This window comes from Methyloversatilis sp. NSM2 (assembly GCF_038066675.1).
GTDB classification, from domain to species: Bacteria; Pseudomonadota; Gammaproteobacteria; order Burkholderiales; family Rhodocyclaceae; genus Methyloversatilis; species Methyloversatilis discipulorum_A.
The window spans coordinates 1,080,749-1,098,007 of record NZ_JBBUKV010000001.1 but is presented as its reverse complement, the minus strand read 5'-3'; the positions used below and the strand labels follow the sequence as shown (position 1 = coordinate 1,098,007).

Annotated in this window: 21 protein-coding genes; 4 read left to right on the top strand and 17 right to left on the bottom strand. The window is 65.7% G+C overall.

Annotated features, from left to right (window positions below):
• The first annotated feature begins 165 nt into the window (after window positions 1-165).
• Window positions 166-1,518 (top strand): sensor histidine kinase, encoded by a 1,353-nt coding sequence (locus WJU27_RS04910; protein WP_341421311.1) that lies wholly within the window; start codon window positions 166-168, stop codon window positions 1,516-1,518.
• 1 nt (window position 1,519) lies between these two features.
• Window positions 1,520-2,206 carry a response regulator gene (locus WJU27_RS04905; protein WP_304001058.1) on the top strand — a complete coding sequence of 229 codons (687 nt, stop codon included), beginning with the start codon at window positions 1,520-1,522 and terminating at the stop codon, window positions 2,204-2,206.
• Here the strand turns inward: WJU27_RS04905 and WJU27_RS04900 are convergent, their stop codons facing one another.
• The 8 genes from WJU27_RS04900 to WJU27_RS04865 all read right to left on the bottom strand — a co-directional run bounded on the left by WJU27_RS04900 (window position 2,207) and on the right by WJU27_RS04865 (window position 8,240).
• On the bottom strand, window positions 2,207-2,983 hold the full coding sequence (locus tag WJU27_RS04900) for a TrmH family RNA methyltransferase (RefSeq protein ID WP_341421310.1): 777 nt from the start codon (window positions 2,981-2,983) through the stop codon (window positions 2,207-2,209). It abuts the gene before it with no gap.
• Window positions 2,980-3,447: a CopD family protein gene (locus WJU27_RS04895; RefSeq protein WP_341421309.1), complete on the bottom strand. Its 468-nt coding sequence runs from the start codon at window positions 3,445-3,447 to the stop codon at window positions 2,980-2,982. The genes WJU27_RS04900 and WJU27_RS04895 overlap by 4 nt, the downstream gene beginning before the upstream one ends.
• A gap of 103 nt (window positions 3,448-3,550) precedes the next feature.
• On the bottom strand, window positions 3,551-5,125 hold the full coding sequence (gene ahpF, locus WJU27_RS04890; protein WP_341421308.1) for an alkyl hydroperoxide reductase subunit F: 1,575 nt from the start codon (window positions 5,123-5,125) through the stop codon (window positions 3,551-3,553).
• Between the two features lie 135 nt (window positions 5,126-5,260).
• Window positions 5,261-5,824 (bottom strand): alkyl hydroperoxide reductase subunit C, encoded by a 564-nt coding sequence (gene ahpC, locus WJU27_RS04885; RefSeq protein ID WP_019918226.1) that lies wholly within the window; start codon window positions 5,822-5,824, stop codon window positions 5,261-5,263.
• A gap of 74 nt (window positions 5,825-5,898) precedes the next feature.
• Window positions 5,899-6,924, bottom strand: coding sequence for an ACR3 family arsenite efflux transporter (arsB, locus tag WJU27_RS04880; RefSeq protein WP_341421307.1), 1,026 nt, complete (start codon window positions 6,922-6,924; stop codon window positions 5,899-5,901).
• A 9-nt stretch (window positions 6,925-6,933) separates the two neighbouring features.
• Complete coding sequence (locus tag WJU27_RS04875) at window positions 6,934-7,425, bottom strand: arsenate reductase ArsC (protein ID WP_020164742.1); 492 nt, start codon at window positions 7,423-7,425, stop codon at window positions 6,934-6,936.
• 1 nt (window position 7,426) lies between these two features.
• Window positions 7,427-7,903 carry an ArsI/CadI family heavy metal resistance metalloenzyme gene (locus WJU27_RS04870; RefSeq protein ID WP_341421306.1) on the bottom strand — a complete coding sequence of 159 codons (477 nt, stop codon included), beginning with the start codon at window positions 7,901-7,903 and terminating at the stop codon, window positions 7,427-7,429.
• 13 nt (window positions 7,904-7,916) lie between these two features.
• Window positions 7,917-8,240 (bottom strand): ArsR/SmtB family transcription factor, encoded by a 324-nt coding sequence (locus tag WJU27_RS04865; protein ID WP_020164744.1) that lies wholly within the window; start codon window positions 8,238-8,240, stop codon window positions 7,917-7,919.
• A gap of 94 nt (window positions 8,241-8,334) precedes the next feature.
• Here WJU27_RS04865 and WJU27_RS04860 point away from each other — a divergent pair, with 94 nt between their 5' ends.
• Window positions 8,335-8,706: a cupin domain-containing protein gene (locus tag WJU27_RS04860; RefSeq protein ID WP_296811510.1), complete on the top strand. Its 372-nt coding sequence runs from the start codon at window positions 8,335-8,337 to the stop codon at window positions 8,704-8,706.
• On the top strand, window positions 8,703-9,035 hold the full coding sequence (locus tag WJU27_RS04855) for a cupin (RefSeq protein ID WP_341421305.1): 333 nt from the start codon (window positions 8,703-8,705) through the stop codon (window positions 9,033-9,035). Before WJU27_RS04860 ends, WJU27_RS04855 begins: the two co-directional genes overlap by 4 nt.
• 5 nt (window positions 9,036-9,040) lie before the next feature.
• On the opposite strand, the gene WJU27_RS04850 is transcribed toward WJU27_RS04855, so the two are convergent.
• The 9 genes from WJU27_RS04850 to bamA all read right to left on the bottom strand — a co-directional run bounded on the left by WJU27_RS04850 (window position 9,041) and on the right by bamA (window position 17,239).
• Window positions 9,041-9,280, bottom strand: a complete 240-nt coding sequence (locus tag WJU27_RS04850) for a thioredoxin family protein (RefSeq protein WP_341421304.1) — start codon at window positions 9,278-9,280, stop codon at window positions 9,041-9,043.
• Window positions 9,281-9,301: 21 nt separating this feature from the next.
• Window positions 9,302-10,306, bottom strand: a complete 1,005-nt coding sequence (locus WJU27_RS04845; RefSeq protein ID WP_341421302.1) for a permease — start codon at window positions 10,304-10,306, stop codon at window positions 9,302-9,304.
• 87 nt (window positions 10,307-10,393) lie between these two features.
• The gene (gene rnhB / locus WJU27_RS04840) at window positions 10,394-10,975 is read right to left on the bottom strand and encodes a ribonuclease HII (protein ID WP_341421301.1); all 582 of its coding nucleotides are present in this window, start codon (window positions 10,973-10,975) and stop codon (window positions 10,394-10,396) included.
• Complete coding sequence (gene lpxB / locus WJU27_RS04835; RefSeq protein WP_341421300.1) at window positions 10,972-12,123, bottom strand: lipid-A-disaccharide synthase; 1,152 nt, start codon at window positions 12,121-12,123, stop codon at window positions 10,972-10,974. Before lpxB ends, rnhB begins: the two co-directional genes overlap by 4 nt.
• Window positions 12,123-12,902, bottom strand: a complete 780-nt coding sequence (gene lpxA, locus WJU27_RS04830; RefSeq protein ID WP_019918216.1) for an acyl-ACP--UDP-N-acetylglucosamine O-acyltransferase — start codon at window positions 12,900-12,902, stop codon at window positions 12,123-12,125. The genes lpxB and lpxA overlap by 1 nt, the downstream gene beginning before the upstream one ends.
• Entirely contained in the window at window positions 12,902-13,336 is a 435-nt protein-coding gene (gene fabZ, locus WJU27_RS04825) for a 3-hydroxyacyl-ACP dehydratase FabZ (RefSeq protein WP_020164752.1), read from the bottom strand. Before fabZ ends, lpxA begins: the two co-directional genes overlap by 1 nt.
• Window positions 13,337-13,346: 10 nt before the next feature.
• The gene (gene lpxD, locus WJU27_RS04820) at window positions 13,347-14,387 is read right to left on the bottom strand and encodes a UDP-3-O-(3-hydroxymyristoyl)glucosamine N-acyltransferase (protein ID WP_341421299.1); all 1,041 of its coding nucleotides are present in this window, start codon (window positions 14,385-14,387) and stop codon (window positions 13,347-13,349) included.
• Between the two features lie 4 nt (window positions 14,388-14,391).
• A complete protein-coding gene (locus tag WJU27_RS04815; protein WP_020164754.1) occupies window positions 14,392-14,913 on the bottom strand; it encodes an OmpH family outer membrane protein in 522 nt (173 codons plus the stop codon).
• A gap of 31 nt (window positions 14,914-14,944) precedes the next feature.
• Window positions 14,945-17,239: an outer membrane protein assembly factor BamA gene (gene bamA / locus WJU27_RS04810; protein ID WP_020164755.1), complete on the bottom strand. Its 2,295-nt coding sequence runs from the start codon at window positions 17,237-17,239 to the stop codon at window positions 14,945-14,947.
• Window positions 17,240-17,259: the final 20 nt, after the last annotated feature.

The following is a 17,259-nucleotide window of genomic DNA, read 5'->3' as shown; positions in this document are numbered from 1 at the left end:
GCGCCGTTCAATATCGGTGAGTCACGCCCGCTCGTGGCAGGGAAATCCAATCGCACCGGGCGGGATGCGGTCCCGCGCCACGGACGGCGGCGCGCGATGCGCGGGAGGATTTCCCGACAGCCTTCGCATTACGATGCCCGGTCACCCAACTTCCGGAATGCCTGCATGAGTCTGCGTTTCAGACTCACCCTCATCATCGCCTCGCTGATGACCCTGCTGGTGATCGCCGACAGCGGGCGCAGGCTCTACGACGCCCACGACGATGCAGTGACCGAGATCGATTCCGTGGCGCGTCTTGCGCACGCGCTGCTGCCCAGTGTGCTGACGCCGGCGCCGCCCGGCATGTCTACCGAGTCGCTGCTCGCGCACATCGATCTCACGCATGAGCTGCGCACGCTGCGCCACCTCACCGTCGAGGTGCACGCGCTGGATGGCAGCACCATACTGAGTTCGCGCGACGCGCCGCCGATCGAGGCGCCGGCCGCGCTGAACTGGATGGGCGAGCGACTGCGCAACCTGCCGCCGTTGCGCAAGGACATCCGCGTCGGCGAGCGCGTGGTTGGCTACTACCTGCTGGTGCCGAACGCCGACGACGAGCTGCGCGAGATCTGGGACGATTACATCAAGCAGACCAGCATGGTGCTGGCGATCGGGCTGATCGCCTGCTTCATGGTGTATTGGGCGGTCGGCCGTGCGCTGCAGCCGCTGGGCAGCGTCATGCGGGCGCTGTCGGCAATCGGCGAAGGCCGTCTCGACGCCCGGCTGGACAACGTCGGCCCGGGCGACCTGGCGCCGCTGTCCGATTCCTTCAACAGCATGGCGGCCACGCTGGAGGCGGCGGTGAACGAGCGCGCTCGCCTGCTGCGCAAGCTGATCACGCACGAAGAGGAAATCCGCCAGTCGCTGGCGCGCGATCTGCACGACGAACTGAGCCCCTATCTGGTGGCCATCCACCCGCACGCCCGTCTGCTGGCCGACGCCTGCGAGGGCCGGCCCGAACTGGCCGAGCACCGCGAGGCGGCGCGCTGGATGTCGGAACAGGTCGGCCACCTTCTGCGCCTGGTGCGCAACCTGCTCGAACACCTGCGCCCGCCGGACATCGAAGAACTGGGCCTGCGCCACGCGCTGGCCGAACTGGGCACCCAGCGCAGCCGTGGCGCCGACAAGGTCGAGGTGGTGTTCCATCTCGACGAGGATCTCGGTCAGCTGTCGGCCATGCACGACATCACGCTCTACCGCATCGTGCAGGAGTGCCTCACCAATACGGCCAAGCACGCACGGTGCACCCGCATCGATGTCCACCTGGACATCGACACAAGGCTCGGCCGCGTATCGCTGCGGGTGACCGACGACGGCGAACCGACGCCCTACGTCGCACCCGAAAGCGGCTTCGGTCTGGTCGGCATGCGCGAACGCGCGCTCGCACTGGGTGGTGACTGCCAGGCCGGTCCGCGTTCGCGCGGCGGCTGGGAAGTCACCGCCTGGCTGCCCCTGAAAACCTCGGTACAGGAACACTGACATGGCTCCGAACACTCCCATCCGCGTTCTGCTCGTCGACGACCACGCCGTTGTGCGCGCTGGCTACCGCCGCTTCCTCGAACACAACCGCATGATGGAGGTGGTCGGCGAAGCGGGCAGTTCCGACGAGGCCTACCAGCTGTTCAGGCTGATGAAGCCGGACGTCGTGGTGATGGACATTTCGCTGCCCGGCGCCAGCGGCATCGAGGCAGCGCGCCGCATGCTGGCACTCGACGGCCGGGCGCGCGTGCTCATGTTCTCGATGCACGCCCAGCCGGCTTTCGCCCGCCAGGCGCTGGAGGCCGGTGCCATCGGCTTCCTGACCAAGGACACCGAACCGGAAGCGCTGGTGCAGGCCGTCATCGCCGCCGCCCAGGGCCGGCGCACGCTGAGCCCGCGCGTGGCCGAACAGCTGGCGCTGGACAACGTGATGCCGGACGAGAAGCGGCTGGACGTGCTGACGCCGCGCGAGTTCGAGATCTGCCGCCTGCTGCTGGCCGGCATGACGGTGGACGAAATCGCCGACGCGCTGAAGCTGAGCCCGAAGACCATTTCGAACCGGATGAGCGAAATCCGCCAGAAGCTCGACGTGCGCAGCGACGTCGAACTGGTGCGCCTCGCCACCGCCGCCGGCCTGGTGCCCTGGGCGGCACGGCCGGACGTAGCGGGCGAAGCGCCGGCCGCCTGATCAGGCCTTGAGGCGCTGCCTTACCTGCTCGAACAGACAGACGGTGGCCGCCATTGCGACATTCAGCGACTCGGCCGCACCGGGCATCGGGATGATGGCAGGATCAGTCGCCAGCGCGCTGACGGCCGGCGACAGGCCGGCGCCTTCGTTGCCGAACAGCCAGGCAACCGGGCCGCGCAGGTCCAGCGCATACAGCGAGGTGCGCGCGTCGAGCCGGGTGGCGACGATGCGGCCCGGGTAAGTCTTGAGCGCCGCCGCCACGTCGCAGTGCTCGCGGATGCGCAGACCGAAATGCGCGCCCTGGCCGGCGCGCAGCACCTTGGGGCTCCAGGCCTGGGCGCAGCCGGTGGTCAGCAGCACGTCGCGCACGCCTGTGGCCCAGGCGGCGCGCAGCAGCGTGCCGAGGTTGCCGCTGTCCTGCACCGCGTCGAGCACCAGACAGTCGCCGGTGATCGGCTCCTCCTCCTCGGCCGGTATGTCGATCAGCCCGAGCAGACCGGTCGGCGTGTCGGTCGGGCTCAGTTCGTCGAACAGCGCGTCGGTGAGCAGCAGCACGGCGTCGCCCTGCTCCGCCAGTATGTCCTTCACCTCGCTCTGATCCAGCGCGCGCTCGGCGACGATGGCGAGCTTCGGACGCACGCCGGCGTCGAGCGCGCTGCGGACCAGATGGATGCCGTCGATCAGCGTCTCCGCCGCTTCGCGCCGCGCGCGCGACGAGGTCGCGAGCTTGCGCAGCTGCTTGAACTGCGCGTTGTCGCGCGACTGTACGTGCTTCATCCGGCCACCAGTGCGCGCCCCAGCGTGGCCAGCGCGATGGTGACGAAGCCGAGCACGGTGTTCAGCCCGACCAGCTTGCGGATCTGCGCCAGCGCCGCGCCGCCGGCCGGCCAGTCGGACGCATCGACCGCACGCAGCAGCCGCTTGTACGGCGCGAAGAACACGTGCATGAAGATGAACATCATGATCAGGCCGACGCCGAACATCAGGTGCCAGTGGATGGGCGCCGCCTTCATGCCGACCGCCAGCATCATGCCCAGCCCGCTGACGAGGATGACGACGACCGACGCCCACACCAGCGGGAAGAAGCCGCCGAAAACACCGCGCCACAGGCGCAGCCGCGCCGGCGGTTCGAGCTGCACGGCGGCCACCGGGCGCAGACAGACATAGGCGAAGAACATGCCGCCGACCCAGATCGTGACTGCGGCGACGTGCAGGAACAGCAGCAACGGAACGTGGCTCATGGTGTGAAGACCCTCGGTGAATGGCGCACGGGCAGTCGCGCAGCCAAGAAAAAGCCCGCACATCCTGCGATGCGCGGGCTCCGATGTTAACGCGTCCCGGTGATCAGGCCGGTGCCGACGTGCGGATCAGATGGTCGAAAGCCGAAATCGCCGCCTTCGAGCCCTCGCCCATCGCGATGATGATCTGCTTGTACGGTACGGTGGTCACGTCGCCGGCAGCGAACACGCCCGGCGTGCTGGTTTCGCAGCGCGCATCGACCGGGATTTCGCCGTACTTCGTCAGCTCGATCGAACCCTTCAGCCACTCGGTGTTCGGCACCAGACCGATCTGCACGAAGATGCCTTCGAGCTCGACCGTATGCGATTCGCCGGTGGCGCGGTCGGTGTACTTCAGCGCATTGACCTTGCCGTCGGCCCCACCCGTGACTTCGGTGGTCTGCGCCTGCAGGATCACCTTCACGTTGGGCAGGCTCAGCAGCTTGCGCTGCAGCACCGCGTCGGCGCGCATCTGCTTGTCGAATTCCAGCAGCGTCACGTGACCGACGATGCCAGCCAGGTCGATCGCCGCCTCGACGCCCGAATTGCCGCCGCCGATCACCGCCACGCGCTTGCCCTTGAACAGCGGGCCGTCGCAGTGCGGGCAGTAGGCCACGCCCTTGTTGCGGTACTCGCGTTCACCCGGCACGTTCATTTCGCGCCAGCGCGCGCCGGTGGCGAGGATGACCGAACGTGACTTCAGCTGGCCGCCATTGGACAGTTGCAGCGTGATCAGGCCGTCGCCCGACTCAGCGGCCGGAATCAGCTTGTCGACGCGCTGCAGCGCCATCACGTCGATCTCGTAGCTCTTCACGTGCTCTTCGAGCGCGGCGGCGAGCTTGGGGCCTTCGGTCTCCTTGACCGAGATGAAGTTCTCGATGCCCAGCGTGTCCATCAGCTGGCCGCCGAAGCGCTCCGCCACGACACCCGTGCGGATGCCCTTGCGCGCGGCGTAGATCGCCGCCGCCGAGCCGGCAGGTCCACCGCCGACCACCAGCACGTCGAACGGCGCCTTGGCGCTCATCTTGTCGGCGTCGCGCTTTGCAGCACCGGTGTCGACCTTGCCGACGATCTCTTCGAGCGTCATGCGACCGGCGCCGAACAGTTCACCGTTCAGGAACACCATCGGTACCGCCATCACCTGACGGTCCTCGACTTCCTTCTGGAACAGCGCGCCATCGATGGTGACCACCTTGACGCGCGGGTTCAGCACCGCCATCAGGTTCAGCGCCTGCACCACGTCCGGGCAGTTGTGGCAGGACAGCGACATGAACACTTCGAAGCTGTAGTCGCCGTCGAGCGACTTGATCTGTTCGATCATCTCGTCCGACACGCGCGGCGGATGACCGCCGGCCTGCAGCAGCGCGAGCACCAGCGAGGTGAATTCATGGCCGAGCGGAATGGCTGCGAAGCGCAGCGACATGTTGCCGCCCTTCCGGTTGATCGCGAACGACGGCTTGCGGGCGGCGCTGCCCTGCTCCTCGCTCACCGTGATCTTGTCCGACAGTTCGGCGATGTCGGACAGCAGGCCCCGCAGTTCGCCTGCAGCGGCACTGTTGTCCAGCGCAGCCGTCAGTTCGATCGGATGCTGCAGCTTTTCGAGATAGGCCTTCAACTGGCCCTTGAGAGTGGCGTCCAGCATGGTGTGCTCGGCTTTCGAAACGGATGATGCGAAAAACAATACGCCCGGGCCGGGCGCCGTCAGGGCATGTTCTCAAAACCGCTTGAGAACACACCCTGGCACCTGACCCGGGCGCCTCTGCGAAGCGTTGTGCGCTTAGATCTTGCCGACCAGGTCGAGCGACGGGGTCAGGGTTTCAGCGCCTTCCTTCCACTTGGCCGGGCAGACCTGGCCGGGATGGCTGGCGACGAACTGGGCAGCCTTGAGCTTGCGCAGCGTTTCGTTCATGTCGCGGGCGATCGCGTTGTCGTGGATTTCGGCGGTCTTGATCTGACCTTCCGGGTTGATGATGAAGGTGCCGCGCAGCGCCAGACCTTCTTCATCGATGTGCACGTCGAACGCGCGGGTCAGTTGGTGGGTCGGGTCGCCGACCAGCGGGAACTGGGCCTTGCCGACGGCCGGCGAGGTTTCGTGCCACACCTTGTGCGAGAAATGGGTGTCGGTGGTGACGATATACACTTCGGCACCAGCCTTCTGGAATTCGGCGTAGTTGTTGGCCGCGTCTTCGACTTCGGTCGGGCAGTTGAAGGTGAAGGCAGCCGGCATGAACACGATCACCGACCACTTGCCCTTCAGGCTCTCGTCGGTCACGGTGATGAACTTGCCGTTGTGGAAAGCGTTTGCCTTGAAGGGCTGGACGGTGCTGTTGATGATGCTCATGTCGAGATCCTCTTTTGTGGGTGGGGTGAAAGTCGCAATGATATTGCGAAACTGCCTCTTTGTTTAGACTTGTTCTAAAAAAGTTCAGCGGAATCCGGAAAAAGATGCGCGCTGCGCCGCGTGAAGGCGACCAGCGACAGCATGACCGGCACTTCGACCAGCACGCCGACCACGGTCGCCAGCGCCGCGCCCGAGTGCAGACCGAACAGGGAGATCGCGACGGCGACCGCAAGTTCGAAGAAATTCGACGTGCCGATCAGGCAGGCCGGTGCCGCCACCGGATACGGCAGCTTCATCATCCGCGCGGCGACGAAGGCGATGGCGAAGATGCCGTAGGTCTGCAGCACCAGCGGCACGGCGATCAGTGCGATCACGAAGGGCTGGGCGACGATGGTTTCCGCCTGAAAACCGAACAGCAGCACCACGGTCGCCAGCAGACCGACGATGGACCAGGGCTTGAGCCGCGCGACGAAGCGGGCCAGTGCGGTGCCATTGCCGAGCGCACGTCGTGTCAGCACGCCGGCGAGCAGCGGCAGCACCACGTAGAGCGCAGTGGACAGCAGCAGCGTCTCCCACGGCACCGCCACGTCGGTCACGCCGAGCAGGAAGGCGGCGATCGGCGCGAAAGCGAACACCATGACCAGGTCGTTCACCGACACCTGCACCAGCGTGTAATTGGGGTCCCCGCGGGTGAGCTGACTCCAGACGAACACCATCGCGGTGCACGGTGCGACGCCGAGCAGGATCATGCCGGCAATGTATTCCGACGCCGATTGCGGATCGACCCAGGGCGCGAACAGATGCTGGAAGAACAGCACGCCCAGTGCGGCCATCGTGAAGGGCTTGATCAGCCAGTTCACGACGAGCGTCAGCACCAGGCCCTGCGGCCGGCGACCGACGTCGCGCACGGCGGCGAAGTCGATCTGGATCATCATCGGGTAGATCATCACCCAGATGAGCACGGCCACCACCAGATTGACGTGTGCCAGTTCCAGCGCAGCAACGGAAGCAAAGGCCGACGGTGCGACCAGACCCAGCGCAACACCCGCGACGATGGCCAGGCCCACCCACAGGGTGAGCCAGCGTTCGAACATGCCCATGGAAAGACCTCAGTGTGCGGCCAGATCGCGCGCGGTCTGCTGCAGCGCCAGCGCGTGCAGACGTTCGTCCGGCATCGCGACCAGGATTTCGAGACGACGGCGGATCAGCGCCAGCGTGTCGCGGAAGGCGGTCAGCTTCGCCGCATCGCTGCCGGGCGTGGCTGACGGATCGGCGTAGCCCCAGTGCGCGGTCGCCGGATGGCCCGGCCACACCGGGCAGGTTTCGCCGGCTGCGCTGTCGCACACGGTGATGATCAGATCCATCGCCGGTGCGTCGGGCGCTGCGAATTCGTCCCAGGCCTTGCTGCGCACGCCCGTCGTATCGATGCCCTGCTCCGCCAGCGCCTGCAGCGCAAACGGATTCACCCGCCCGCTCGGCTGGCTGCCAGCCGAAAAGGCGCGGAAACGCGCGCCGCCGAGGTGGTTGAGCAGGCACTCGGCGAGCACGCTGCGCGCCGAGTTGTGGGTGCACAAGAACAGCACGTTGAGCGGGCGAACCATGTCAGCAGCAGCCCGAACCGGAGGTCTTCACGCCGATGTTCAGCGGCTTGCCGCGCGTCACCGGCGCCTGCGGCGCACAGCAGGCAGCACCGCCGCTGGCCGCTTCGTTGAACACCGGAATGTTGCCCAGCGTGTGGAAGTGCTCCCAGGCGATGCCCTGCGGGTCGGTCACCCAGTGCTTTTCGCTGCGCGCGTAACAGCAGGTGGTTTCGCCTTCGTCGAGCAGTGCCATGTCGGCCGACTCGGCGCGCGCCTTCATCGCCGCCAGTTCGGCCGGGTCGTCGGTCTGTATGCCGAGGTGGTCGATGCCTGCTTTGCTGCCACGGGTCGAGATCGCGAAATTGACCGGCGGATCCTCCAGCATCCACTTCGCGTAGTCGGCTTCGGTGCGCGCCGGCTGGACGTCGAACAGCTTGTTGTAGAAGGCGATGCTCTTCGCCAGGTCGTCGACGTGCAGATGGACGTGAAAGCGCTTCATTGCGGTTCTCCGGTCAGCAGTTCGTGCAGGAAGGTGCAGCCTCGACACAGGGCGTGCCGCGGCAGCAGTTTTCGGTCAGATAGGCCATCAGTGCACCCATGCGGGCGTAGTCGGCGCGGTAGATAAGGTGACGGCCGTCGCGCGACTGCAGCAGCAGGCCGGCCTGGGTCAGTTCCTTCAGATGAAAGGACAGCGTGGTCGGCGCCACCGCCAGCGCCTCGCCGAGCGCGCCGGGCGTCATGCCGTCGGGGCCGGCAACCACCAGTGCGCGGAACACGCGCAGACGGATTTCGTGGGCCAGTGCGGCCAGCGCGCGGATGATGTCCTGTTCTTCCATAATTCAACATTATTTGAATTATCGAATCAATGCAAGCTTCTCGTGCTTTCGACTACGCTGGCGCTCCACCCGGTTCGCCTGTTCCGCACACCCGATGAAGACCCGCTACGACGACATCGCCGCCTACGTGACCAAGGACGGATCGCTGATCCGCGAACTGATGCATCCGGCGCAGCACGGCGGGCGGGCGCAGAGCCTGGCCGAAGCGACCGTACCGGCCGGCACGCGCACCGCGCTGCACCGGCATCACGTGACCGAAGAGCTGTACCACGTGACCGCCGGCCAGGGGCGCATGACGTTGGGCGAGCACAGCTTCGACGTGACGGTCGGCGACACCGTGCTGATTCCGCCTGGCACGAGGCACTGCATCGAGGCGACCGGCAGCGGGGCGCTGATCATCCTCTGCTGCTGCAGCCCGGCCTATGCGCACGACGACACCGAACTGCTGGACGAGGCCGCAGCGTGAGCGCCAACCTGTTCGACGGCCTGCCGTCGGCATCGCAGCCGGAAGAGCTGTTCGAAACGCTGTGCGCGCGGCCTGGCGTGCGCATCGAGCGCATCGTGTCGACCGGTCAGTGCAGCCCGCCCGGCTTCTGGTACGACCAGCCGGGCGACGAATGGGTGGCACTGCTGAGCGGTTCCGCCACGCTGCGATTCGAGGATGAAGCGACCGGTCGCGAACTGCGCCCCGGCGACTGGGTGTTCATCGCGGCGCATCGGCGCCACCGCGTCGACCGCACCGATGCCGCCACGCCATCGGTCTGGCTGGCCGTGCATCTGGACCCGCCGGACTGAGCGCTTCAGCGGGCCTTGCCGAGCAGTTCGCCGATTTCCTGTTCGCTCAGCACCTTGCCCGCGGACACCAGCTTCTCGTCGATCACCAGCGCCGGCGTCGACATGACGCCATAGGCGGCGATGTCGACGAAATCGGTCACCTTGACGATATCCGCCTGCTGGCCGCGTGCGGCCAGCGCCTTGCGCGTGTTGTCCGCCAGTTCGATGCACTTGCGGCAACCGCTGCCCAGTACCTTGATGATCATGTCGTCTCCCCGTCTGTCGCGTCAGGTGAATGCGCTCGCCAGCGCGTTGAACATGTAACCGATCAGCACGATGCCACCCGCCACGATGCCGACGAATGTCGCCAGCAGCGGCGTGCGGACGACGCGCTTGAGCATGACGATGGACGGCAGCGACAGCGCAGTGACCGACATCATGAACGCCAGCGCCGTTCCCAGCCCCACGCCGCGCGCAACCAGCGCCTCGGCGATCGGCAGCGTGCCGAAGATGTCGGCGTACATCGGCATGCCGACCAGCGTGGCCAGGGGTACCGACCATGGCTTGTCCTGACCGAGCAGCCCGTTGATCAGGCTTGCCGGTATCCAGTTGTGGATGGCTGCCCCGATGGCGACACCGATCAGGATGTAGAGCCAGACGCGGCGAACGATGTCGCGCACCTGATCACGGGCGAAGCGCAGGCGCTCGCGCACGTCGGGTACGCTTTCATCACCGTTCATGACCGGGCTGGTGAATACGAAGGGCTCGATGTGGCGCTCCATCCGCGCACGGCCGATCAAGCTGCCGCCGACCACCGCCAGCACGACGCCTACCGTCACGTAGGCAATGGCGATGGGCCAGTTGAAAATGCTCGCCAGCAGGATGACGGACGCCAGATCGACCAGCGGCGACGAAATCAGGAAGGAAAAGGTGACGCCTGTCGGCAGGCCGGCACTGGTGAAGCCGATGAACAGCGGAATCGACGAACAGGAACAGAAGGGCGTGACGGTACCGAGCAGGGCTGCCAGCACATTTCCGCGCACCCCGGAAAAGCGTCCCAGGATGCGACGCGTGCGCTCCGGCGGGAAATGGCTCTGCACGTATGAAATGCCGAAGATCAGCAGCGACAGCAGGATGAATATCTTCGCCGTGTCATAGATGAAGAAATGCACGCTTGCACCGACCCGTCCGCTCATCGGCAAGCCCATGCCCTGCTCGACCAGGGTGCGCACCAGGTCTGACAGCCACTGCATGCGCAGCAACTGGTCGTTGAGCCAGCCAAACGGATTCATTGCGGATGTGTGCAGCAGGACATGCTGCCCATGCTAGACCCTCGCTGCACGGGCGGCTTGAACTGGCTCAAGCGAAGGCGAACGGCCTCAGTCGGGCACGCCGAAATCCAGCGCGCTCTGTGCGACCGGCGCGAAGCTGCGCCGGTGTATCGGCGACGGGCCGTGGATGCGCAATGCGGCCAGGTGTTCGGCGGTCGGATAGCCTTTGTGCTTGGCGATGCCGTACTGTGGATAGAGCGCCGCCAGCGCCATCATTTCGTGATCGCGACCGGTCTTGGCCAGGATGGAGGCGGCCGAGATCGCCGCTTCCGACGCGTCGCCGCCGACGATGGCGCGTGCCGGAACGGTGAGGCCGGGCGGTATGCGGTTGCCGTCGACAAGCACCTGATCGGGTGGTGCGGCGAGGCCTTCGACCGCGCGCCGCATCGCCAGCATGGTCGCGTGCAGGATGTTCAGACGGTCGATTTCCTCCACCGTCGCGATGCCGACCGCCCAGGCCAGCGCGCGCTCGCGGATCAAGGGCGCCAGCGCCTCGCGCTTCTTCTCCGACAGCTTCTTCGAATCGTTCAGACCGTCGATCGGGCGTGCCGGATCGAGGATGACCGCCGCCGCATAGACCGGCCCGCACAGCGGACCGCGGCCGGCCTCGTCGACACCGGCGATCTTCATGCGCGTGGCAGGTGCGGCAGGATGGCGGCGGCAGCGCGCGCTGCCGTGCCCTGGCGCAGCGTGAAGTGGATGCGCTCGAATTCGTCGATCTGCGCCGCCCGCGCCACCGCGTCGCCGAGCAGCGCGTCGAGCGCGTCGGCCAGCTTTTCAGGCGTGGCGTCGTGCTGCAGCAGTTCCGGCACGATGCTGCGTCCGGCCAGGATATTGGGCAGGCCGACCCAGGGCTGGTAGGCCATGCGCTTCATGATGCGGTAGCTCAGCGCGTGGATGCGGTAGGCCACGACGTGCGGCGCGCGGCACAGCGCCGCTTCGAGAGTCGCTGTACCGCTGGCCACCAGCGCCACGTCGCACGCCATCAGCGCGTCGCGCGCGTGGCCGAACAGGATGGACACCGGCAGTTCGGTTGCCTGGCAGTCCCACAGCGCCTGTTCGAACTGGGTGCGCGTTTCGCGCGTGGTCAGCGGCACCAGGAATCGGAGATCCGGATGGCGCTCGTGCAGCAGCTTGGCTGCACCGATCCACGCGTGTGCGTTGTACTGAAGTTCCGATTGGCGGCTGCCCGGCAGCAAGGCCACGATGCGCGCATCGACCGGAATCGCCAGCCGTTCGCGGGCGGCGAAGCGCTGTGGTTCGGGCGAAATCTCGTCGGCGAAGGGGTGGCCGACATAGCTCACCGGCACGCCGGCCTTTTCGTAGATCGCCGGCTCGAACGGGAACAGGCAGAGCACGCGCGACACGCTGCGCGCGATGCCCTTGATGCGGCCACCGCGCCAGGCCCAGATCGACGGGCTCACGTAATGGATGGCGGGCACGCCGGCGTCGCGCAGCTTGCGCTCCAGCCACAGGTTGAAATCGGGCGCATCGACGCCGATGAAGGCCGCCGGCTTGTCCTTGAGCAGGCGGTCGAGCAGGCTGCGACGGATGCCGGCCAGTTCGCGATAGTGCTTGAGCACCTCGAAATAGCCACGCACGGCCAGCTTTTCCGACGGCCACCAGGCGTCGAATCCGGCCGACTGCATGCGCGGCCCGCCGATGCCGACGAAGTCGATATCGGGCCGCGCATCGCGCAGCGCCTTGATCAGGTGCGCAGCCAGCTGGTCGCCCGACGCTTCGCCGGCGACCATGGCCACCGTGATGCGGGAGGCCATTATCGGATGATGCCGCGTCCGCCGGATGCGAGGAAATCGGACAGCAGCGCAACTTCGGGCGTCGCCTTCGCCGCTTCGGCGATGGCGGCCTTGGCGTCGTCCAGCGTCAGCCCCTCGCGGTACAGCGTTTTGTAGGCGCGCTTGATCGCCATGATGGCTTCGCTGCTGTAGCCGCGACGGCGCAGGCCTTCGCTGTTGATGCCGTGCGGGCTGGCCGGCACGCCGTTGGCCAGCACGAAGGGCGGCACGTCCTGCAGCACGCTCGAATGCACGCCGCAGAAGCTGTGCGCACCGACGCGCACGAACTGGTGCACGCCGGTGAAGCCGCCGAGGATGGCCCAGTCGCCGACATGCACGTGACCGGCCAGCGCGGTGTTGTTGGCCATGATGGTGTGGCTGCCGACCTGGCAGTCGTGCGCCACGTGCACGTAGGCCATGATCCAGTTGTCGTCACCGAGACGCGTGACGCCGCCGTCCTGCACGGTGCCGCAGTTCATCGTCGCGTATTCGCGCACGGTGTTGCGGTCGCCGATCTCCAGACGGGTCGGTTCATTGGCGTACTTCTTGTCCTGCGGTGCGCCGCCGATCGAACAGAAGGGGTGGAACGCGTTGTCGCGCCCGATGCGAGTGTGGCCCTGGATCACCACGTGCGCATGCACCTTGGTGCCGGCGCCGATCTCGACGTTCGGCCCGATGATGCTGTAGGCACCGATCTCGACACCATCGGCAATCTGCGCCGCCGGATCGACGATGGCGGTCGGATGGATGAGCGTTGCCATCAGGTCGGACGCACCGCACAGAGCAGTTCGGATTCGGCCACCACGCCGCCGTCGACACGCGCGCGCGCCTGGTACTTCCAGATGCCGCGCGAGTGCTTGAGCAGATCGACTTCGAGGATGAGCTGGTCGCCGGCCATGACCGGCTTCTTGAAGCGGGTGTTGTCTACGCCGCAGAGGTAGTAGACCGAATCGGCGTCGGGCGTCGTGCCCAGCGTTTCGAAGGACAGGATGGCCGCAGTCTGCGCCAGCGCCTCGACGATGAGCACGCCCGGCATGACCGGGTGGTTCGGGAAGTGGCCGGGGAAGAAGGGCTCGTTGATCGTGACGTTCTTCAGCGCCTTGATGTACTTGCCCGCCTCGACTTCGAGCACGCGATCGACCAGCAGGAAAGGAAAGCGGTGCGGCAGCGACTTCAGCACCGCGTGGATGTCCATCGATTTCAATTCAGTCTTCCTTGTTGCCTTGCAGCGTTGCAAGTTGTTGCTCGAGCGCCTTGATGCGATCGGCCATCGAGTCGAGGTGGCGCAGGCGCGAGTAGTTGCGCGTCCATTCCTTGTGCTCCATCGACGGCACCGAACCGGTGTACACGCCCTTCTCCGGAATCGACTTGGTCGCGAACGACACCGCCGATACCACCACGTCGTCCACGATGTCGATGTGGCCCATGATGTTGGCCGAACCGCCGATCATGCAGCGCTTGCCTATCGTCGTGCTGCCGGCCACGCCGGAACACGCCGCCATCGCAGTATGGTCGCCGATACGCACGTTGTGGGCGATCTGGATCAGGTTGTCGAGCTTTACGCCATCACCGATCACGGTGTCTTCGAGCGCGCCGCGGTCCACCGTCGTGTTGGCGCCGATTTCGACGTCGTTGCCGATCAGCACGCGACCGATCTGCGGAATCTTGACCCAGCTGCCATCCGTCTCTCGGGCGAAGCCGAAGCCGTCGGCACCGATCACGGCGCCCGAATGCAGGATGCAGCGCTCGCCGATCACGCAGTGCGCGTATACGACCACGCGCGGGTGCAGCCGCGTGCCAGCGCCGATGCGCACGCCCTCGCCCACCACGCAACCGGCGCCGATCAGCACGTTGGCGCCGATATCCGCCCCCTCGTCCACCACCGCACCGGCGGCGACATGGGCGGACGCGTCGATCCGCGCACCCGGATGCACGCTTGCAGCCGGATCGATGCCACCTGCCGGGCGCAGATCGGGATTCAGCAGCTGGGCGACGCGGGCGAAGTACAGATAGGGATTACGCACGCGGATGTGCGTGCGGGCGAGATTTTCGCCGTCGGCCGGCGGCACGATGACCACACCCGCACCGCTGCTGGCGAGAACGCTGCGGTACTTCGGGTTCGACAGAAAGGAGATGTGAGCCGGGCCGGCGCTGTCGAGCGGCGCCACCTGCTCGACCAGCAGGTCGGCGTCGCCATGCAGTTCGCCGCCCAACCGGGCGACGATGTCGCCAAGACGGGCTGCCATGTTCTTACTTGCTTGCCGGCGGGTCGGCCAGCGCCTTCAGCACCTTCTCGGTGATGTCGATGCGCTGGCTGCGATACACCACCTCCTGGAAGATGATGTCGTACTTCTCGGCCTCGGCGATCACCTTGATCGCCTTGTTGGCCTTGTCGAGCACACCGGCCAGTTCTTCGTTGCGGCGCTGGTTCAGGTCTTCGCGGTACTCGCGCTCGCGACGCTGCATGTCGCGGGTGAGTTCGCTGAATTCGCGCTCCTTGGCGCGGCGGTCGCTGTCGGACAGCGTGACCGCATTCTTTTCCATGTTCTGCTGCATGCCCTGCAACTGCTTGGCCAGCTTTTCCAGCTCCTGGCTGCGCTTCTCGAATTCCTTCTCGAGCTTCTTCTGCGCACGCACCGCCGGTGCCGCCTCGCGCAGGATGCGTTCGGTGTCGACGAAGCCGATCTTGACGTCGCTTTCTGCGCGCACCGGTGCGGCCGTCAGCAAGGCGAGCGAAGACAGCAATGCAATGAATATGGAGCGTGCGGACATACTCGACCTGTTCATACGGAGCTCTTCTTGATCAGAACACATTACCCATCTGGAACTGGAAGCGCTGCAGACGATCGAGCGGATCCTTGTTCAGGGGCTGTGCAATGCTGAACTTCAGCGGTCCCATGGGCGAACTCCACGCCACGGAAAGGCCGGCACTATAACGCATATCGCCCAGACTCAGGCTCTGGCCGTCGGCCCAGACGTTACCGGCATCGACGAAGGTGCCCAGACGCAGCGACTTGTCCTGCCCCATGCCGGGGAAGGGGAACAGCACCTCGGCATTCATCACGAGGCGACGATCACCGCCGATGGTCGTGCGCAGCAGGTTGCCGTTGCCATCGCGGTCGCGCTGACCGATCGACGCCGTTTCGAAGCCCCGTACCGAGCCGATGCCGCCGACGTAGAAGTTCTTGTAGAACGGCAGCGGCTTGTCGCCATAGCCGCGACCATACCCCAGTTCGCCATTGAGCATCAGCACGAAGTTGCCCCACAGCGGGAAATAGGTCTGGTGCTGGTAGGAGGCCTTCATGTAGCGCAGGCCGCCGGGCGGAATCGCGATTTCGCCGTTCACGCGCTGGATCGAGCCCTTCGTCGGGTAGATGAAGCTGTCGCGCGTGTCGCGTGCCCAGCCGATGGTGCTCACCAGCGAGTTGTTGGTGTCGCCGAATTCATTGACGAAGTTCTTGTAGCGCTGCGGACTGTCGGAGAAGGTGTCGATCGAGGTCTGATCGACCGCCAGACCGAAGTTGATGCGGTCGTCCTCGCGGATCGGGAAACCCCAGCGCAGGCCGGCGCCGACCGACGATGTACGGTAGTTGCCGATGCGCAGACGGGTCGGGTCGACGTTGCGCAGATAGACGTCGAAGCCGCGCGAAATGCCGTCCGGCGTGTAGTACGGATCGGTGAAGGACAGCGCGTAGGTCTTGTTGATGCTGCCGCTGTTCAGGCTCAGCGACATCGACTTGCCGCTGCCGAACAGGTTCTGCTGCGAAATCGAGGTCGACAGGATCAGACTTTCCGAGCTGGAGAAGCCGGCACCGAACATCAGGTTGCCGGTCGGCTTTTCCTTCACCGTCAGGTTCACGTCGACCTGATCGGTGGTGCCGGGCACGGCAGGCGTCTCCACCGTGGCCGCGTCGAAATAGCCGAGGCGGTCAACGCGGGTACGCGAACGGTTGATCTTCTCGCCGTCGTACCAGGCGCCTTCCATCTGGCGGAATTCGCGGCGGATGACCTGGTCGGCGGTCTTGCTGTTGCCCAGCACGTTCACGCGGCGCACATAGACGCGGCGGCCCGGATCGACGAACACGGTGAACGAGACAGTCTGCTTTTCCTTGTCCGGTTCCGGCACCGCGTTGACGTTGGCGAAGGCATAGCCTTCGTTGCCAAGACGGTCGTTGATCGCCTTCGTGGTGTCGGTCAGGTTCTTGCGCGAAAATTCGTCGCCCGGCTTCAGCTTCACCAGCTTGCGCAGTTCCTCTTCCGGCAGCAGCAGATCGCCCGACAGCTTGACACCGGACACCGTGTATTTCTTGCCCTCGGTGATCGAGACGGTGATGTAGATGTCCTGCTTGTCCGGCGTGATCGACACCTGGGTCGAATCGACGTTGAATTCGAGATAGCCGCGATCGAGGTACCAGCTGCGCAGCGTTTCGACGTCGGCGCTGAGTTTCTGGCGCGAATACTGGTCGTTCTTCGTGTACCAGGTGAGCCAGTTCGGCGTCGTCAGCGTGATCATCTTCAGCAGGTCCTTCTCCTTGAAGGCACTGGCACCGACGATGTTGATCTGACGGATCTTGGCGACCTCGCCTTCGTCGACCTGGAAGTTGATGGCCACGCGGTTGCGCTCGAGCGGCGTCACGGTGGTCTTGACCTCGACCGAATAACGGCCGCGCGACAGGTACTGTCGCTTCAGTTCCTGCTCGGCGCGCTCCAGCACGGCGCGATCGAAGATGCGCGACTCGGCCAGGCCCACGTCACGCAGGCCCTTCTTGATCGCTTCCTTGTCGAATTCCTTCATGCCGGTGAAGTCGAGCGACGCGATGGCCGGGCGCTCCTCGATTACCACCACCAGCACGTCGCCCTCGACCTCGATGCGCACGTCCTTGAAGAAGCCGGTCGCGAACAGTGCCTTGATCGCCTCGGCCGCCTTGTCCTCGGTGAAACTCTCGCCGACGCGCACCGGCAGATAGTTGAACACCGTGCCGGCTTCGGTCCGCTGAATTCCCTCGACGCGGATGTCGCGGACGACGAAGGGTGCGAAGGCGTGGGCATGAGCCGACAGCAGTCCCGCGATCAGGGCGGGCAGGAGAAACTTGCGCATTGGGGGAAGTGGGGAATTCA

What these genes read in the sequence shown, in the direction of transcription:
- WJU27_RS04910 (WP_341421311.1), top strand. Translation starts at nt 166, where the DNA reads ATGAGTCTGCGTTTCAGACTCACCCTCATCATCGCCTCGCTGATGACC.
- WJU27_RS04905 (WP_304001058.1), top strand. Translation starts at nt 1,520, where the DNA reads ATGGCTCCGAACACTCCCATCCGCGTTCTGCTCGTCGACGACCACGCC.
- WJU27_RS04900 (WP_341421310.1), bottom strand. Translation starts at nt 2,983, where the DNA reads ATGAAGCACGTACAGTCGCGCGACAACGCGCAGTTCAAGCAGCTGCGC.
- WJU27_RS04895 (WP_341421309.1), bottom strand. Translation starts at nt 3,447, where the DNA reads ATGAGCCACGTTCCGTTGCTGCTGTTCCTGCACGTCGCCGCAGTCACG.
- ahpF (WP_341421308.1), bottom strand. Translation starts at nt 5,125, where the DNA reads ATGCTGGACGCCACTCTCAAGGGCCAGTTGAAGGCCTATCTCGAAAAG.
- ahpC (WP_019918226.1), bottom strand. Translation starts at nt 5,824, where the DNA reads ATGAGCATCATCAACAGCACCGTCCAGCCCTTCAAGGCAAACGCTTTC.
- arsB (WP_341421307.1), bottom strand. Translation starts at nt 6,924, where the DNA reads ATGGGCATGTTCGAACGCTGGCTCACCCTGTGGGTGGGCCTGGCCATC.
- WJU27_RS04875 (WP_020164742.1), bottom strand. Translation starts at nt 7,425, where the DNA reads ATGGTTCGCCCGCTCAACGTGCTGTTCTTGTGCACCCACAACTCGGCG.
- WJU27_RS04870 (WP_341421306.1), bottom strand. Translation starts at nt 7,903, where the DNA reads ATGAAGCGCTTTCACGTCCATCTGCACGTCGACGACCTGGCGAAGAGC.
- WJU27_RS04865 (WP_020164744.1), bottom strand. Translation starts at nt 8,240, where the DNA reads ATGGAAGAACAGGACATCATCCGCGCGCTGGCCGCACTGGCCCACGAA.
- WJU27_RS04860 (WP_296811510.1), top strand. Translation starts at nt 8,335, where the DNA reads ATGAAGACCCGCTACGACGACATCGCCGCCTACGTGACCAAGGACGGA.
- WJU27_RS04850 (WP_341421304.1), bottom strand. Translation starts at nt 9,280, where the DNA reads ATGATCATCAAGGTACTGGGCAGCGGTTGCCGCAAGTGCATCGAACTG.
- WJU27_RS04845 (WP_341421302.1), bottom strand. Translation starts at nt 10,306, where the DNA reads ATGAATCCGTTTGGCTGGCTCAACGACCAGTTGCTGCGCATGCAGTGG.
- rnhB (WP_341421301.1), bottom strand. Translation starts at nt 10,975, where the DNA reads ATGAAGATCGCCGGTGTCGACGAGGCCGGCCGCGGTCCGCTGTGCGGG.
- lpxB (WP_341421300.1), bottom strand. Translation starts at nt 12,123, where the DNA reads ATGGCCTCCCGCATCACGGTGGCCATGGTCGCCGGCGAAGCGTCGGGC.
- lpxA (WP_019918216.1), bottom strand. Translation starts at nt 12,902, where the DNA reads ATGGCAACGCTCATCCATCCGACCGCCATCGTCGATCCGGCGGCGCAG.
- fabZ (WP_020164752.1), bottom strand. Translation starts at nt 13,336, where the DNA reads ATGGACATCCACGCGGTGCTGAAGTCGCTGCCGCACCGCTTTCCTTTC.
- lpxD (WP_341421299.1), bottom strand. Translation starts at nt 14,387, where the DNA reads ATGGCAGCCCGTCTTGGCGACATCGTCGCCCGGTTGGGCGGCGAACTG.
- WJU27_RS04815 (WP_020164754.1), bottom strand. Translation starts at nt 14,913, where the DNA reads ATGTCCGCACGCTCCATATTCATTGCATTGCTGTCTTCGCTCGCCTTG.
- bamA (WP_020164755.1), bottom strand. Translation starts at nt 17,239, where the DNA reads ATGCGCAAGTTTCTCCTGCCCGCCCTGATCGCGGGACTGCTGTCGGCT.